The 15,953-nt window shown below is 63.8% G+C and carries 7 protein-coding genes; 4 read left to right on the forward strand and 3 right to left on the reverse strand.

The window, feature by feature from the left end; all coding sequences use genetic code 11:
- Nucleotides 1-102: 102 nt before the first annotated feature.
- From fepD to I6N93_RS11260, 3 genes are all read left to right on the forward strand, one after another.
- Nucleotides 103-1,146 (forward strand): Fe(3+)-siderophore ABC transporter permease, encoded by a 1,044-nt coding sequence (fepD, locus tag I6N93_RS11250; protein ID WP_085685204.1) that lies wholly within the window; start codon nt 103-105, stop codon nt 1,144-1,146.
- Between the two features lie 10 nt (nt 1,147-1,156).
- On the forward strand, nt 1,157-2,191 hold the full coding sequence (gene fepG, locus I6N93_RS11255) for an iron-enterobactin ABC transporter permease (RefSeq protein WP_085685207.1): 1,035 nt from the start codon (nt 1,157-1,159) through the stop codon (nt 2,189-2,191).
- Nucleotides 2,192-2,256: 65 nt separating this feature from the next.
- Complete coding sequence (locus tag I6N93_RS11260) at nt 2,257-3,063, forward strand: ABC transporter ATP-binding protein (RefSeq protein WP_085685210.1); 807 nt, start codon at nt 2,257-2,259, stop codon at nt 3,061-3,063.
- A gap of 45 nt (nt 3,064-3,108) precedes the next feature.
- Here I6N93_RS11260 and I6N93_RS11265 read toward each other — a convergent pair whose 3' ends face one another.
- From I6N93_RS11265 to fes, 3 genes are all read right to left on the reverse strand, one after another.
- The gene (locus I6N93_RS11265) at nt 3,109-11,667 is read right to left on the reverse strand and encodes an amino acid adenylation domain-containing protein (protein WP_085685213.1); all 8,559 of its coding nucleotides are present in this window, start codon (nt 11,665-11,667) and stop codon (nt 3,109-3,111) included.
- Nucleotides 11,668-11,741: 74 nt separating this feature from the next.
- Nucleotides 11,742-11,960: an MbtH family protein gene (locus I6N93_RS11270; RefSeq protein ID WP_085685215.1), complete on the reverse strand. Its 219-nt coding sequence runs from the start codon at nt 11,958-11,960 to the stop codon at nt 11,742-11,744.
- Nucleotides 11,957-13,294 carry an enterochelin esterase gene (gene fes, locus I6N93_RS11275; protein WP_085685218.1) on the reverse strand — a complete coding sequence of 446 codons (1,338 nt, stop codon included), beginning with the start codon at nt 13,292-13,294 and terminating at the stop codon, nt 11,957-11,959. Before fes ends, I6N93_RS11270 begins: the two co-directional genes overlap by 4 nt.
- A gap of 306 nt (nt 13,295-13,600) precedes the next feature.
- Here fes and I6N93_RS11280 point away from each other — a divergent pair, with 306 nt between their 5' ends.
- A complete protein-coding gene (locus I6N93_RS11280) occupies nt 13,601-15,817 on the forward strand; it encodes a TonB-dependent siderophore receptor (protein WP_085685221.1) in 2,217 nt (738 codons plus the stop codon).
- Nucleotides 15,818-15,953 lie beyond the last annotated feature (136 nt).

A 15,953-nucleotide genomic window follows, 5' to 3' on the forward strand; every position in this document is an offset into this window, starting at 1 on the left:
TACGTCAATGTATTTGCTCACCGAGGCATGCTAACATAGCGGCTCGATAATATTAATGATAATCATACTCATCTTCACATATTAAGGAGCTGTTCGTTGGCGATGTCACTTCCTTCGCATCAGGCGCCTCTCGCCGCCAATCAGCCACCCGCCCGTTATTCTCAAGCCTTTCGGCGTCGCACCGGTCTTCTTTTCTTCCTGCTGCTGCTGGCGCTGGTCGTCGTCGCCAGCCTGACTATCGGGGCGAAATCGATTTCTCCGGCCGTGGTCTGGCACAGTTTGACCGGTCAGATCGATACGGCCGACAGCACGATCATTCTCAATGCGCGTCTGCCGCGCACGCTGGCGGGTGTCATTGTCGGCCTCGCGCTGGGCGGCGCGGGCGCCGTGATTCAGGCGCTGACCCGTAATCCTTTAGCCGACCCCGGCATCCTCGGCGTCAACGCGGGCGCTAGCTTCGCCATCGTCATCGGCATCACCTGCTTCGGCATCAGCAGCATGACGGCCTGGCTGGGATTCGCCTGGATAGGCGTGCTCGTCACCAGTCTGGCAGTCTGGCTGATCGGCACGCTCAGCGGCGGGCGCATCAACCCGATTCGCCTAACGCTGGCGGGCGTGGCACTCAGCGCGGTCCTGTCCGGCCTCTCGTCATCCCTCTCGCTACTCGACCCGCAGGCCTTCGATCAGATGCGCATCTGGGAAGCCGGATCGCTGGATATCCGTTCGCTGCGCAACGTAGCCATCGTTGCGCCGACCATACTGTTGGGCGCGGTGCTGGCGCTGTTCGCCGCCCGTTCGCTGAACGCGCTGAGCATGGGCGAAGATATCGCAATGGCGCTGGGCACCCGCATCGTTCTGATTCGCGTCGTCGCCGTGCTGGCCATCATGCTGCTGTGTGGTTCCGCCACCGCGCTGGCAGGGCCGATTGGCTTCGTCGGCCTGATGATCCCGCATGTCGCCCGCTGGTGGGCGGGGCCGGATCAGCGTTGGATCATGGTGTACTCGTTTCTGTTCGCCCCCATCCTGCTGCTCTGCGCCGATATCGCGGGCCGTCTGCTGGCGGCAGGCGAGCTGCGCGTCTCCATCGTGACAGCCTTTATCGGCGCGCCGGTTCTGATCTGGCTGGTTCGCCAGCGTAAAGCCTGAGGAAACAGAGATGGCCAGTAAGATACTCTCGCTTCGCGCGCCCGGCGGCATCGTCAGCGGTCGCTTCGCCAGACGAACCCTGCTCGTCAACGCGCTGCTTCTGATGCTGGGCCTGCTGCTGCTGACGGTCGCCATGGGGCTGGGAACGCTGAAAATAGCCCCGCTCGACGTATGGAAGGCGCTAGCCGGTCACACGGACGGCGGCATTCAGACCGTCGTCACCCAGTGGCGAGCGCCGCGCGCTGCGATGGCGCTGCTGTTGGGCGCGAGCCTCGGGCTAAGCGGCGCCATTTTTCAGTCCATTATCCGCAACCCGCTCGGCAGTCCGGATATCGTCGGTTTCAACACTGGCGCCTTCACCGGCGTATTGCTGGCGGTCATGGTGTGGGAAGGCGACTACTACCAGATCGTCAGCGGCGCCGTCATGGGCGGCATTGCCGCCGCCGCGCTGGTGTATCTGCTGGCCTGGCGCAAAGGCATTAACGGTTTCCGGCTGATTATCGTCGGCATTGCCGTCGGCGCTGTGCTGTCTGCCTTTAACACCTGGCTGATCATCACCGGTTCGTTGGAGCATGCCATGACCGCCACGCTGTGGGGAACCGGCACACTCAACGGCATGACCTGGACCAAAGCGCAACCCGCGCTATGGCTCACGCCGCTGGCGACGCTGGCCGTGTTGCTGCTGGGCAAACGCCTTCAGCTACTGGAAATGGGCGACGACAGCGCCCGCGCGCTCGGCGTTAACGCGGAGGCGAGCCGCCTGTGGTTGATGCTGTTCGGTATCGTACTGACCGCGCTGGTCACCGCCACCGCGGGGCCGATCTCCTTTATCGCCCTCGCCGCGCCGCAGATCGCCCGCCGCCTGACCCGCGCCAGCGCCACGCCGCTGGTGTCCGCCGCCCTGGTCGGCGCCACGCTGCTGCTGGCGGCAGATATGATCGCCCAGCACGCCTTCCGCCAGGTCCAACTGCCGGTCGGCGCCGTGACCGTCAGCATCGGCGGCATTTACCTGATCTGGCTGCTGATTCGCGAGTCGCGCCATTGACCGACGCCCGTCTCCGCATTCTCCATGCGGGAGACGGCTCAACCGTTGTTTAGAGTGAGTGATTGATGACACCGTTTTTGCATGCCGCCCACCTGACATTGGGCTACGACCATAAAATCATTGCCGAAGACCTGAATGTGACCATCCCGGCGCATCAGTTCAGCGTCATCGTCGGCCCCAACGCCTGCGGCAAATCGACGCTACTGCGCGCGCTGTGCCGATTGCTGAAACCGCTGGCGGGCGAAGTGTTGCTGGACGGCAAAAATATTCACACCATTCCCACCAAGGCCCTCGCCCGCCAGATCGGCCTGCTGCCCCAGCACGCGATCGTGCCGGACAACATCACCGTGGCCGATCTCGTCGCGCGCGGCCGCTACCCGCACCAAAGCCTACTGCGCCAGTGGAGTGAGGGAGATCAGGCGGCGGTCGAACAGGCGATGCAGGCCACTAACGTCAGCGCGTTGGCGGACTGCAGCGTGGACGAGCTTTCCGGCGGACAGCGTCAGCGGGTCTGGATTGCGATGGTGCTGGCCCAGCAAACGCCGCTGCTGCTGCTGGATGAACCCACCACGTGGCTGGATATCGCCCATCAGATCGACCTGCTCGATCTGTTCCGCGAGCTGAACCAGCAACGCGGCCATACGCTGGTCGCCGTCCTGCACGACTTGAATCAGGCCTGCCGCTACGCAGACCATCTCATTGTTATGCAGTCGGGCCGCGTGATGGCGCAGGGCGCGCCCGCCGAGATCGTCACTGCTGAGCTGGTGCGCGACGTCTTCGGCATGACCTGCGTGATTATCGACGATCCGGTGTCCCATACGCCGCTGATCGTGCCCTGCGGACGCTATCACCCGGCGCCAAAGGGGCTGTGACCTACTGATACCTCGGGCGGAGCACCGCGTCTCCGCCCGATCGCCCTACCGTGATTGGCGCTCGGCCAGCGGCATCAGCCGTCGATTCAGCTGCGGCCCCAGTCGCTCCAGCGAGGCGGGCGACAGGATGTCCGCGTGCTCACAAGGCTGGAGATAGGTCGTCAGACGATCGACATACGGCGCCCAGGTCGCCTGCACGTCCATCCCTTCCGGCAATGTACCGGTGGCGACGAACAGCGTCGCCTCACCGTGATAGCGCAGCGTGGACGCCGTAGAGAGCCGTTGCACCGCATCGCGGTAGTTCGCCACGATATCGCGGAACATCGCCGCTTTTTCCGCGCGCAGATGCTCGTCCGTTTCTTCTTCCGACTCGGCCATAAATTCGGCCTGCTCCTGTGCCACCTCCTGCTGCGCCTGCTCCTCGCTCGGTCCGCTCCAGTCCTGCCCTTCGGGCGGATAGGTGTCGAACAGGCCGAGGAACGCCACCTGCTCGCCCGCGGCCTCCAGACGCGCGGCGATGCCGTGCGCCAGCGTGCCGCCCAGCGAGTATCCCAGCAGGAAGTACGGGCCCTGCGGCTGTATGCGGCGGATCGTCGCCAGGTGCCGTTCGCACATCGCCGCCACCGAATCACAGGCGGCGATAACGCCGTCCGGACGCGGCGACTGCAGCCCGACGACAGGATAATTCCCCGTCAGATGGCGCAGCAGACCAGCATACTGCCAGGCGTACCCGGACGCAGGGTGCAGGCAGAACAAGGTCGGGCCGTCGCCGGCGCGCAGCGGCAGCGTTTCATCCCCGCCGCTGTGACGCGATGCGGCGCCCTCGCCCGCCAGCCGTTGCGCGATCCGTTCCACGCTGCGCGCCGCCATGATCTGACCGACCGTCAGCGAACGCCCCAAACGACGGCGAATTTCCGCCGCCAGCCTCATCGCCAGCAGCGAGTGCCCGCCCAGCGCGAAGAAGTCATCGTCGGCATACACTGTCGGCAGCGTCAAAATCTCGCCGAACAGCGCCGCCAGCATGCGCTCATGCTCCGTTTCCGGCTGACGGCCCGCCTGCGCCTGTCCCGCCGGAGACGGCAGCGCCTTGCGATCGAGCTTGCCGTTGGCGCTAAGCGGGAACTGCGTCATCGCGACATAACTGACCGGCAGCATGTGGGCGGGCAGCCGCTGCGCCAGCGCCTGATGCAACACGCTCGTCGCCAGCGTCGCGCCCTCCTGCGGGATCACCCAGGCCACCAGTTGGCGCGCGTCGGCCCCCGCCAGCGCGCCGTGGCGTTCGCCCAGCTCCCGCGCGCAAACCACCGCCTGCGCCACGTCGGGCTGCGCCAACAGCGCCTGTTCGATCTCGCCCAGCTCGATGCGTTGTCCACGGATCTTCAACTGGTCGTCGCTGCGTCCCAGATAGTCCACCGCGCCGTCTTCGCGCCAGCGGGCGATATCGCCGGTGCGATACATGCGCTCGCCATTGGCGAACGGGTCGGCCACAAAACGCGCGGCGGTCAGATCCGGCCGGCGCAAATAGCCCTGCGCGAGCTGGATCCCGCACAGATAGAGATCGCCCGCCACACCCAAAGGCACCGGTCGCAGGGCGCTGTCCAAAATCCGGAGTTGGGTGTTCCACACCGGCAGACCAATAGGCACGCCGCCCGCCGTATGGCAGGTCAACGCATCCCCCGATGCGGGTTGATAGGTCACGTCCACCGCCGCTTCCGTCGGCCCATACAGGTTGTGGAGCGGCGCTGCAATTTGCGTCTGATAGCTTTCCGCCAGTTCCTGCGACAACGCCTCGCCGCTACAGAACACGCGGCGCAGGCTGGCGCATCCGACGTCCGTCTGCGTTTCCAGCGCGCCGATCCAGGCCGCCAGCATCGACGGCACAAAGTGCAGCGTGGTCACGGCGTAGTCGTTAATCAACTGGGTCAGCGCGTCCGGATCGCGATGCGCTTCCGGCGGCGCCATTACCAACCTCGCGCCGACCATCAACGGCCAGAAGAACTCCCACACCGACACGTCGAAACTACAGGGCGTCTTCTGCAACACCACGTCGTCATGGGTCAGCCGGTAAGCGTCCTGCATCCACCACAGCCGGTTAACGATGGCCTGATGACTGACCACCACGCCTTTGGGTCGCCCGGTCGACCCGGAGGTGTAGATGACGTAGGCCGGGTGTTGCGGTGAAATAGCCACAGTCCCCCCCCGTGGCTGGCGGCACGCGTCTTCCAGCGCGTCGAACAGCAGCGTGTCGCCAAGCGCCGCAAAGCGCGTTTTCAGCGCGGATTCCGTGATCACCAACCGAGGCTCGGCATCGTCCACCATCAGCGCCAGCCGGTCGTCCGGATACCCGGTATCCAGAGGCAGCCAGGCTGCGCCGACGGCGACGATGGCCTGCAGCGCCAGCGATAGCCGGACTGAACGCGGCAGCGCCACGGCGACGATATCGCCGGGAGCGACACCCGCGTCAATCAGCCGTTCGGCCAGCAGCGCGACCTGATGGCGCATCTGCCGGTAGGTCAGTTGATGCCGAGCATCCGCCAATGCCGCGCCGTGCGGCGTCCGCTGCGCCTGACGCGCCAGCGCCTCGTGCAGCGTCATCGGCGGCACCGCGTGCGCCGTGTTATTCACCCTGGCCAGCAGCGCCTGCTCCTCCGGCAGTTGCAGAGCCCAGGCGCAGAGCGGCTGTTCCGGCTGACTCACCAACTGCGTCAACAGCTGCATCAGCCGTCGGCCTAGCCGATCCGGCTGCGATACGCAGGAGCGGTACTCCATCAGCAGCCGCAGACGTTCCCCCGGCAGCACCAGCAGCGTCAACGGATAGTGCGTGTAGCCGCGGTTATTGAGCGCGTCGCAGCGAATCCCCGCCGAACTGCTGCCCAATGCATCGCTGTCGGGGTAGTTTTCCACCACCAGCAGCGTGTCGAATAAAGTGCCGACGCCGGCCAACTGCTGGATTTCGCCCAGCCCCAGATTATCGTGCTCGACAAGCCCGATCTGCCGCGTTTGCAGCGCGCCCAGCTGGCTCAGCAGCGAGCGCGACGGGTCGAGTTTGACCCGCACCGGCAACGTGTTGCTGAACAGCCCGATGTGCTCGTCGATACCGTCTATGTGCCCGAAACGCCCGGACACCGGCGCGCCGAAAATCACGTCGTTCGCCCCGCTGTAGGCGCTAAGTAGCAGGCCCCACACGCCCTGCATCAGCGTATTCAGCGTCAGCCCGTGCTGGCGGCACAGCGTCAGCAGTCCGCGCTCCAACTCAGGCTCCGGCAGCAGCGTCAGCTCGCGCACCTCATCGTCATGCGGCCCGTCGCCAAACAGCAGCGTCGGCCGCGCATCACTCAACACTTCGCGCCACAGTGAGCGAGAGCATTCGGCATCCCGCGCCGTCAACTGCCGCACGACCTCGCCATAACTGACGCGAGGCGGCGTCAATGTCGCGTTTTCCCATACGTTGAAGAGATCGCGCAGCAGCACCGGCGTCGACCAGCCGTCGACGACCAAATGATGCGCGTTGAGAAACAGCGTGTGGCGTTCACCGTCGGCATGGCTGACCAGCAGCGCGCGTAGCATGGTCTGCGGCTGATGGAACAGATCCCGCGCCAGCTCCGCTTTTTCCAACGCCAGCAGCGCGGCGGTTTCCTGCTCCGGCGTCATCGGCGGGAGGGTCTGTACCTCAAGCGGCCAATAGTGGGCGTCGTCCTGTAGTAGCGGGATCAGCTGGAGCGGATGCTCGGCATGTTCGCTGTCGAAACGGGCGGCCAGCTGCGGATGATGACGGATGACGGCCTCCAGCGCCCGACGGAGGTGGGCGGCGGTCAGCGGCCCGCGCAGCGACACCCGGGTGAGCGAGTTATAGCTGCCGGTATCCGCCGCCATTTGCGCGTGGAACAGCAGTCCTTTCTGCAACGGCAGCAGCGGTAAGACGGCCGCCAGCGGGCCATGCCGTTGACTGAGCTGCGCCAGCGTGTCATCCGTCACGCCAGCAAGACCGACGTCGGCGGCGACCAACGTATCCGCCGCACACTGCGGTTGTCGGAGCGCGGCGGTCAGCAGATCGTCCGCCGCCTGCGCCAGCGCCTGATGCAGCCCATCGATATCGTCGCGGTTAAATACGCCCTCGGCCCAGCCCCAGTGGATCGCCAACCTCGGCGCGCCCTGACGCTCATCGACGAAGAGGTTGATTTCCAGACCGTGGCTCAGCGCCATCTCTCCGTCCTGCGCGACGGCAAAGGCATCACGGAAACGTCGGTCGTTGCGCTGCGGCGCCCACTCGCCCTCGCCTGACTCGAACCGGCCCAGATAGTTAAACAGAATGTCGGGGGCGCTCTGCGCTTCCCGCTCGGCAAGAGAATCCGCATTCTTCTCGTCCAGATAGCGCAGTACGCCGTAGCCGATACCGCGATCCGGCACGGCCCGCAGCACGCGTTTCACCGCGCGCATCATCTGCCACGGCTGGGTGACCTCCGCGTCAGACCAGTCGAGACACAGGGGATATTCCGCCGTCAGCCAGCCGACGGTGCGCGTCAGATCCACCCGGTCGTCGTGGTCGCTGCGACCGTGCGACTCCAGCGTCAGACGCAGCCGGGAAACCCTAAACCGCCGGGCGCAGGCCTGCGCCAGCGCGCACAGCAGCGTCTCTTCCACCCCGGCGTGATAACAGCGCGGCAGCGTGGTCAACAGCGCTTCGGTCTGGCCCGCGCTCAGCAGCAAACGCTGTTCACCCTGACGAGATTGGCGGTCCTGTTCCGCATCCAGCGGACGCCGTCCCAGTCGAGGAACCTCCGGCGGCAGCATGGCGCGCCAGAACGGCAGTTCGTCGCGACGCGCGGGAACATCCGCCTGCAGCCGCGCCGACCAGTCATGCAGCGAATACGCCTCCTCGGGCAACGTCGGATCCTGTCCCGCCAGTAGAGCGCCGGCGGCCTGCCGCAGCTCCGGCAGCAGCACACGCCAGGAAACGCCGTCGACCGCCAGATGATGAATGACCAGCACCAGTCCGCACGATTGCGCCTCTGCGCGCAGCAGCACGGCCTGCAACATCACGCCCTGCGCCGGATCGAGACGGCCGACCGCTTCATCAAACGCCTGCTCGGCCGCGGCCTCGGCATCGCCTTGCACTGCAAGTGTGCGACAGAGCGACGCCGCCGCGTGACGAGGAGGTTCCCCCACCACCAGCCGTTCGTCCTGCGTATAAGCCGCCAGTACGGGATGGCTGGCGATCAGCGCCGCCAGCGCCTGCGCCGTGTGCGCGGCATCCATTTCTTCGGGGACGTTAAGCCAGACCCCGTGAGCGAAACGGCGGTTGACGCCGTGATGTCGCGCAAACCAGTGCAGGATCGGCAGCCCCGTCAGCGGACCGCGTTGAGCGACGCGCGGGAACGCCGACTGTGGCGCCAACGGGCCTATCGTTCGCGCCATCCCGGCGGGCGTGCGTTCCGAGAAAATTTCACGCGGACGCAGCATCCAGCCCTGACGGCGCAACGCCGTCGCCAGCCCCATCGCCGAGATGCTGTCGCCCCCCAGCGCAAAGAAGTCGTCGTCCGCGTTGACCGCATCCATCCGCAACAGCGTCGCGATGGCTTCGCAAATCCGCACTTCCTGCTCGCCCTCGGCGGCCCTGCCCTGCCGAACGGCCGCCGCCTGCGGTTTCGGCAATGCCTGACGGTCAATTTTGCCGTTCACCGTGAGCGGCAGCTCGTCCATCACCATCAGCAGCGCCGGCACCATATAGTCCGGCAGCGTGCTGCCTAACTGCGCCAACAGGCGGGCAGAGATATCCGGCTGCGCGCGCAGCGCCTCGTCCGGCACCGAACAGTAGCCAATCAGGCGGTGCGTCACGCCTACCGGCTCGGCGATCACCACGGCGGTGCTGACTTCCGGCAATCCCGCCAGCGCGCTTTCGATCTCGCCCAGTTCCACGCGGAAACCGCGCACTTTAATCTGATGATCGACACGGCCGATAAAGGCCAACTGGCCGTCGGGACGCCAGCGCAGCACGTCCCCGGTGCGGTACATCACCCCGCCCGGCTCAAAGGGATTGGCGACGAAGCGGGCCGCCGTCAGATCCGGGCGACGCAGATAGCCGCGCGCAATGCCCGGCCCTGAGATATACAGTTCGCCGGGGACGCCGACCGGTACTGGCTGCAATCGGGCGTCCAGCAGCCAGACGTGCGTATTGGCGACCGGCCGGCCAATCACAGGCTGGTCCGCCGCCTGCACGCTGGCCCCCAGCGTGTCGATGGTGTACTCCGACGGGCCGTAGTAGTTATGGATCTCGATGGCGTTCTGGCGCTGCATCAGCTGCCACAGCCTGGGCGTGGCAGCCTCGCCGCCGATCATGATAAAGGCGGGCTGATGCTGTTCGGCTTCCAGCAGACCGGCGTCGATCAGTTGAGAGAAGAACGACGGCGTGATGTCCAGCAAATCCACCGGCACCTGATTCATTTGCTGCACCAGCGCCCACGCGTCGCGACGCAACTCTTCATCGAAAATATAAAGCTCGCTGCCCATCAGCATGCAAAACAGCGGTTCCCAGGAGGAGTCGAACGAGAAGGAGGCCGTATGACCGGCGCGCAGCCGTCTCCCGTGACGCTGCTGAAAACGCGTCATCGCCGGGCCGAACAGGAAGTGCTGGTGGGACAGCAGCAGGTTCAGCAGGCCGCGATGCGTGCTCATGACGCCTTTCGGACGACCGGTCGAACCCGAGGTATAAATGATGTAGGCCAGATGATCGCCGCACAGCGGCTGCGCACGATCGCTATCGCCGACAGGCGCCGCCGAGACCCTCTGGCATTCCTCCCGTAGCGCGTCATCGTCCAGACACAAGGTGTGCGGCAAGTCCGGCATCTGAGCAAGCCGGTCCCGCCAGGTGAGCAGCAGCACCGGCCGGGCATCTTCGCACATCAGCGTCAGACGCTCGCGCGGATAGTCCAGATCCAGCGGCAGATAGGCTGCGCCGCTGGCCAACACCGCCAGAATCGCCACCACGCTGTCCACCGAGCGCGGAACGGCGATGGCGACGACATCGTCCGCGCTAACCCCGCGCGCGATCAGAACGCGCGCCAGCTGCATCACCCGCGCCGACAGCGCCGCATAGTCAATCTGTTCGTTTGCGCTGGTGATCGCGACCGCCTTTGGCTGCCGAACCGCCTGACGCCGCAGCAGGTCGATGACTGAAGCGACATCGTCCGGCATCGCAAGCTGCGGTCCCCGGCTCCAGCCGTCGATCCGCTGCTGCTCTTCGAGGCTCAGCAACGACAGATCGCCAATCCGCCGCGCGGGCTGTTCCGCCAGCTGAGACAACAGGTGGTGCAGCCGCTCGCCGTGCGCAGTCAGCGTCTGGCGGTCATAGCGGGCGGGATTCGCCACCAGCCCCAACTGTAAGCGGTCGCCGTCGACGCCGATGTTGAACTCCAGATCGTCCACCGGGCCCATCGCCAGCACGTGGGTGACGGCGGGCGCGCCGTCCAGCGCCAGTCCGGCGTTGTACACCTTGTAGTTGAAGACCGGCCCGTACAGCCCTGCCTGGTCGCCGACCCGCCCCAGATCGCGCCGCAGCTGTTCGGCTTCGTAGCGTTGATGACGGCGGACGGTTTTGATCTCCGCCAGCAACGCCCGGGTGACGTCCGTCAATGTCATGTCGAAAGAGAGCGTTAGCTGTAACGGTAATACGTTCACGACCGGACCGGTGGCGGACAGCGCCGCCGAGCCCATACGGCGCATAAACGGAAAGCCAATCGACAGCCGAGGTTCTCCGCTCATGCGAAACAGGTAGACGGCCAGCGCCGCCATGGCGATTTCCGCCGGTTGGGTCTGCTCCAGTTCGGGATGCGCCGCCAGCGCGGCAAACGGCGTCGCCGGGAACGAGAGTTGATGATGCCAGGTCCGCACCGTGTCTGAGTGAGGCAGCCCCTCTTCGGTGGACAAAGAGATCGGCGCCGGCAGATCGGCCGCATGTTTACGCCAGAATTCGGCGGCGCGCTGACAGGCGGGAGAAGACTGCCAGGTCAGATACTCGTCCACCACGCCGCTGAAGGGCGTAAACGGGGTGGCCGCCGCCGCTTTTCCGGACCGCAGGGCGTTATAAATCTCGACAATGCGCCGCGTGAGCGCGTCAAAACTGAAACCATCCAGCAGCAGATGGTGAAAACGCTGATACCACAGCCACCGCTGTGGCTCTGCCGATACGCGCATTACACACTGCCGGTACAGAGGCTGTTCGCCGTCGGCCGGCAGTTCTTTCGCCAAATCCGCCTGCATCAATGCATAGGCAGCGTTTTCAGCTTCCGGCTGCTGACTGAGGTCCCGCCACTCGACTGCCAGCACGTCGCTCGGCGTCACACAGGTCGGCACACGCTGCCGAGGTTCACCGTCTTCGTTCAGTATGAAGCAGGCATGAACCGTATCCGCTTCGGCCAGTCCTTGCCGAATAGCCGTATCCAGATCGTCGCGGTCCAGCGGGCCGTTGAGTTCGATGGCATGCGCCACGGTAAAAATATTTCTCCGGCTGGCGATGCTGTCCGCCATCCAGATCCCCGGCTGGGCCGCGACGAGCGGTAGTTCCAGATAGTTTGCCTGTCGTACAGGCGTGACGAGAGTGTCAGACACGATGTGACTTCCTTTGCGTTTGCATGCAGAAAACGGAGTGTGGCGCCGTGACGACGCCGACGTGCGGTGCGCGGTTACCTCTCATCCTGCCGCAGGCCGGCGGGACGCATATCCTGCCACTGAGTTTCAATCCAGTTCAGGCAGGCCGAGCGGTCGCCCGGCCCGTAGACGGTACCCCATCCTGCGGGAACGGCTGCAAACGACGGCCAGAGGCTGTACTGCTCCTGTGCGTTCATCAGCACCAGAAACGCGAGACTGTCATCATCGAACGGGTTGGGTTGTTCCTGACTCATATTTGATTGCCTTTTTCCACGTGGTGGGAACATGCATGCCCCTCAGTCATCTCCGCCATCAGCCAGCGGCAGCCGTCAATCAAGCCGCCGCGCCAGCACAGCGCATCATGGCCGCCTGCATACACACGAAACTGAACCCGGTGTCCTGCCGCTGTCAGCGCCTGATGCATCTGTCGATTGACGAATTCAATGTCCGCCTCGCGGCTTCCCGCCTCCTGAAATACCGTCAGCGGCATGTCCGTAAGCCCCTGCTTGCGAACCTGCTCGCCCAGCCAGCCGCCGGGTTGGGAGGAAGAATTGCCATCGGTGATAACGGTCAGGTCAGGCCACCAGAAGGAGCCGGATTGCGTCAGCACCCGGCCGAAACGCTGCGGCATAAACAGCCCGGCATACAGCGCCGCCAGTCCGCCGTAGCTCTGACCCGCAACCAGCGTGCGATCGCGTTCATGGCTAAAGAGCGTGTGCCGAGCGGCTAACGGCAGCAGTTCATCCTGTACCGCCGCCCAAAAATCGGCGTTGCAGGGCAGTTCGTCGCTGCGGACGTCAAGATCGATCGCGTCGATCAGCAGCCAGACGGCGGGCGGCAGCGCCCCGCCCTGGGTTTCTTCGTCCAACGCGGAAAAGAGCGGGAACTGCTCCGCCCAGCGCTGGCCGTCAAGTACAATCGCCAGCGGACGCTGTTCCGGTGCGGAACTGTCTCCCGTGGTGTAAAGCCAGATACGCCGGGCGTTGCCCAGTTTGTCGCTGCGCCACGTGAAGGTCTGCAGCCGATGCCCGTTGACCGTCCCCTCTCCCCGGTCAACGCGCCGCCACGCGGTCTGCGACGGCGCACCGGGCATATGGGCGGACGACTCAGGCTGGCCTCCCCAGGTGTGATGAGGCGCGTTGGCATTCAGCGGATCGGCCACCGCATGGGCCGACAGCGAATACCACCACTCGCGCTGCTGCCGGCGGCGTTCGTCCTCATCCTCGCTGAACGCCGGCGGCAGCAGCCCGGCGCCGACCGGCAAAAAACAGTAGCTGCCGCGCCAATCGTTCTCTACCAGGACGGACCAGTGCCAAACGTCAGTACCTGCCAGACGCGTCAGGCTCTGTGGCGAGCAGCTGTGATGGTCGGTCACACCGTTGATATCCGCGTACACCCGCTGCGTCGGGGAAAGCGCCTCCATGCCGTCGGGATCGCGCCAGAGAAACGTCACCCTGACCTGTTTCCGGTCCGCGCTTTCGATCAGCGGCGTGCCGAGATGCGCAACCCGTCCCCACCAGTCTTCCGTCCCCGCATCCGGCGCAGTCAATAGCGCTGCCGCAAAGCCATACGGCAGTGATTCAGCCATAAATCCTCCAAGTTTAGCTTTGTTAATATTTAGTTAAGATTAACTACTTAATTTTTACTTTCTGTGGATAACGCCACAGAACCAGACATAAAGGAGAATAGTATTGAGAATCATTTACAGTTGCAATAACATGTCGTCCTAACTTGTGTTACGGCGGGGATTAACGCGAGACAACACCCTTATAGAAAAGGGTTTAGCCTGCAATTCACCTTATTGTGCGTCAGATGCTTCGGTGAGTTGCTGACTCAGTGCTTGCGAAATCCTTCTTCCTGATGTTTTGCAGCAGGCTTTTCAAAGGGATAAATCATGTTCACCACGAAAATAAAACCATTAGCACAGCTTATTACTTTTCGTACTAACGGACGCGGCATGCCGTGGGTGTTGGCTTCTTCGCTTCTGCTTCCCCCTCTGGCGCAGGCGGCGGATACGCCCTCCGCCGCCGACAGCAATGACACGATGTTGGTCAGCGCCACACAGGGAGAGAGCGTCACTGCGCCGCTGCGAGGCATCGTTGCCAAAGCCAGCGCCTCCGGCACCAAAACCGAAACCCCGTTGGTGAAGACGCCGCAGACGATCTCCGTCGTCACGCGTGACCAGATGGATCAGCAGGCCGTGGGTTCCGTCGCCGACGCGCTGAACTACACCAGCGGCGTCGTCACCAACTATCGCGGATCCTCCAATCGCAACGACGAAGTGATCGCCCGCGGATTCCGCTATGCGCCGAAATTCCTCGATGGGCTGAGTTTCGGCCTGAGCGGGCAAGGTTCATCGCTGGGAAAATTCGACCCGTGGCTGCTTGAACGCGTCGAGCTGGTGCACGGGCCGGCGTCCGTGCTGTATGGGCAGGTAAACCCCGGCGGGCTGATCAGCATGACCAGCAAACGTCCAACGGCTGAAGAGATCCGCAAGATTCAGTTCCGCGCGGGCAATCAGCATCTGGGCGAAGCGGCATTCGACTTTGGCGGCGCGCTCAACGACGACAAAACGTTGCTTTACCGCCTGAACGGCATCGGCAGCACCCAGCATGAATTCGTTAAAGACGCCAAGCGGGAGCGCGTCGCCGTCGCGCCGGCCCTGACCTGGCTGCCGAATCCTGATACCAGCTTTACGCTGCTGACGGCCTACCAGAACGATCCGGAAGCCGGCTTCCGTAACTTCCTGCCCGCCTACGGCACGATGTTCGAAACGGTCTCCGGCTATATCCCTTACGACCTGAACGTTAGCGATCCTAACTATCATGAATCGAAGCGCGAGCTGGGTTCTCTCGGCTATATCTTCGACCACTCATTCAACGACACGATCGCGTTCCAGCAGAATTTCCGCTACTCCAAGCTCAAGGAGAAATACAAGTATCTGGTCTACACCGTCGGTGGAACGGCGACGGACACCACCATTTCCCGCCGTCAGCAGAAGGAGTACACCAACACCGACGAACTGGGATTGGATAACCAGTTGAAGGCCAAATTCGCCACCGGCGATGTCGCGCACACAACGATCGGCGGGCTGGATTACAAGTGGCAGAAACAGGACTACAACTACTGGCGCAATGGCGGCGATCAATACGATTTCGACTGGGCTAATCCGGTCTACGGCGGCTCATGGCTGGTCAGCGACAGCGAACTGAATCTGATGACCAGCACGGTGAAAACACTCGATCAGGTGGGGATCTATCTGCAGGATCAGATGGAGTGGGAGCGCTGGAACCTGCTGCTGTCCGGTCGTAATGACTGGAGCGAAGTGCGGACGACTGACCGCTCCAAGTCCACCACCACGCAGCAAAACGACAACAAGTTCACCGGACGCGCGGCTCTGTTGTATGCCTTCGACAACGGCATTTCCCCGTACATCAGCTACAGCACCTCCTTCGAGCCGAACCTGAGCAGCGGCGCGCCGGGCAGCGATCCGTTCAAGCCCACCACCGGCGAGCAGTCCGAAATCGGGGTGAAATATCAGGTGCCGGGCGGCGATACGCTGCTGACGCTGTCGATGTTCGACATCACCCAGAAGAACATCACCTCCTACAACAGCATCACCGGGTACAACGAGCAGATCGGCAAGGTAAAATCGAAGGGGGTGGAAGCGGAAGCGCATACCCAGCTAACCCCGGAAATCAGCCTGATGGGCGCGTACACCTTCACCGATGCGGAAACCCGCGAGAGCAACACCGCCAACCAAGTGGGCAAGGCGCCCGCGTCGATTCCGCGTCATACCGCATCCGCCTGGGGAACCTACCGTTTCCTGGATAGTGCGCTGAAAGGCCTGACGCTGGGCACCGGCATACGGTATATCGGCACCAGCTACGGCGACAACGCCGAAAGCTTCAAAGTGCCTCACTACACCCTGTTCGATGCGATGGCGCGTTACGAACTGGGCGAAGCCGCCGCCAGCCTGAAAGGCGCGGCCGTACAGCTCAACGTCAACAATGTGGCGGATAAACGCTACGTCGCGTCCTGCAGCAGTACGTCCGCCTGCTTCTACGGCACCGGACGCAGCATCGTCGCCACGGTAAGCTACAGCTGGTAATCGGCGATGGCCATGCATCATCGCCGCTAGCACTCTGGCGGACGGCATCACGCGTCCGCCTATTCTGACTGATTGCCTTGAGGATCCGCCGCGAGGGGCTTAATCGGCGCAGCCGGTTCGAACCGGCATCAGCGCG

The organism is Lonsdalea populi (genome assembly GCF_015999465.1).
Classification (GTDB): Bacteria; Pseudomonadota; Gammaproteobacteria; order Enterobacterales; family Enterobacteriaceae; genus Lonsdalea; species Lonsdalea populi.

Bases quoted from the DNA above. Each gene is read 5' to 3' on its own strand.
- fepG (WP_085685207.1), top strand. From the start codon at position 1,157: ATGGCCAGTAAGATACTCTCGCTTCGCGCGCCCGGCGGCATCGTCAGC.
- I6N93_RS11260 (WP_085685210.1), top strand. From the start codon at position 2,257: ATGACACCGTTTTTGCATGCCGCCCACCTGACATTGGGCTACGACCAT.
- fepD (WP_085685204.1), top strand. From the start codon at position 103: ATGTCACTTCCTTCGCATCAGGCGCCTCTCGCCGCCAATCAGCCACCC.
- I6N93_RS11270 (WP_085685215.1), bottom strand. From the start codon at position 11,960: ATGAGTCAGGAACAACCCAACCCGTTCGATGATGACAGTCTCGCGTTT.
- fes (WP_085685218.1), bottom strand. From the start codon at position 13,294: ATGGCTGAATCACTGCCGTATGGCTTTGCGGCAGCGCTATTGACTGCG.
- I6N93_RS11280 (WP_085685221.1), top strand. From the start codon at position 13,601: ATGTTCACCACGAAAATAAAACCATTAGCACAGCTTATTACTTTTCGT.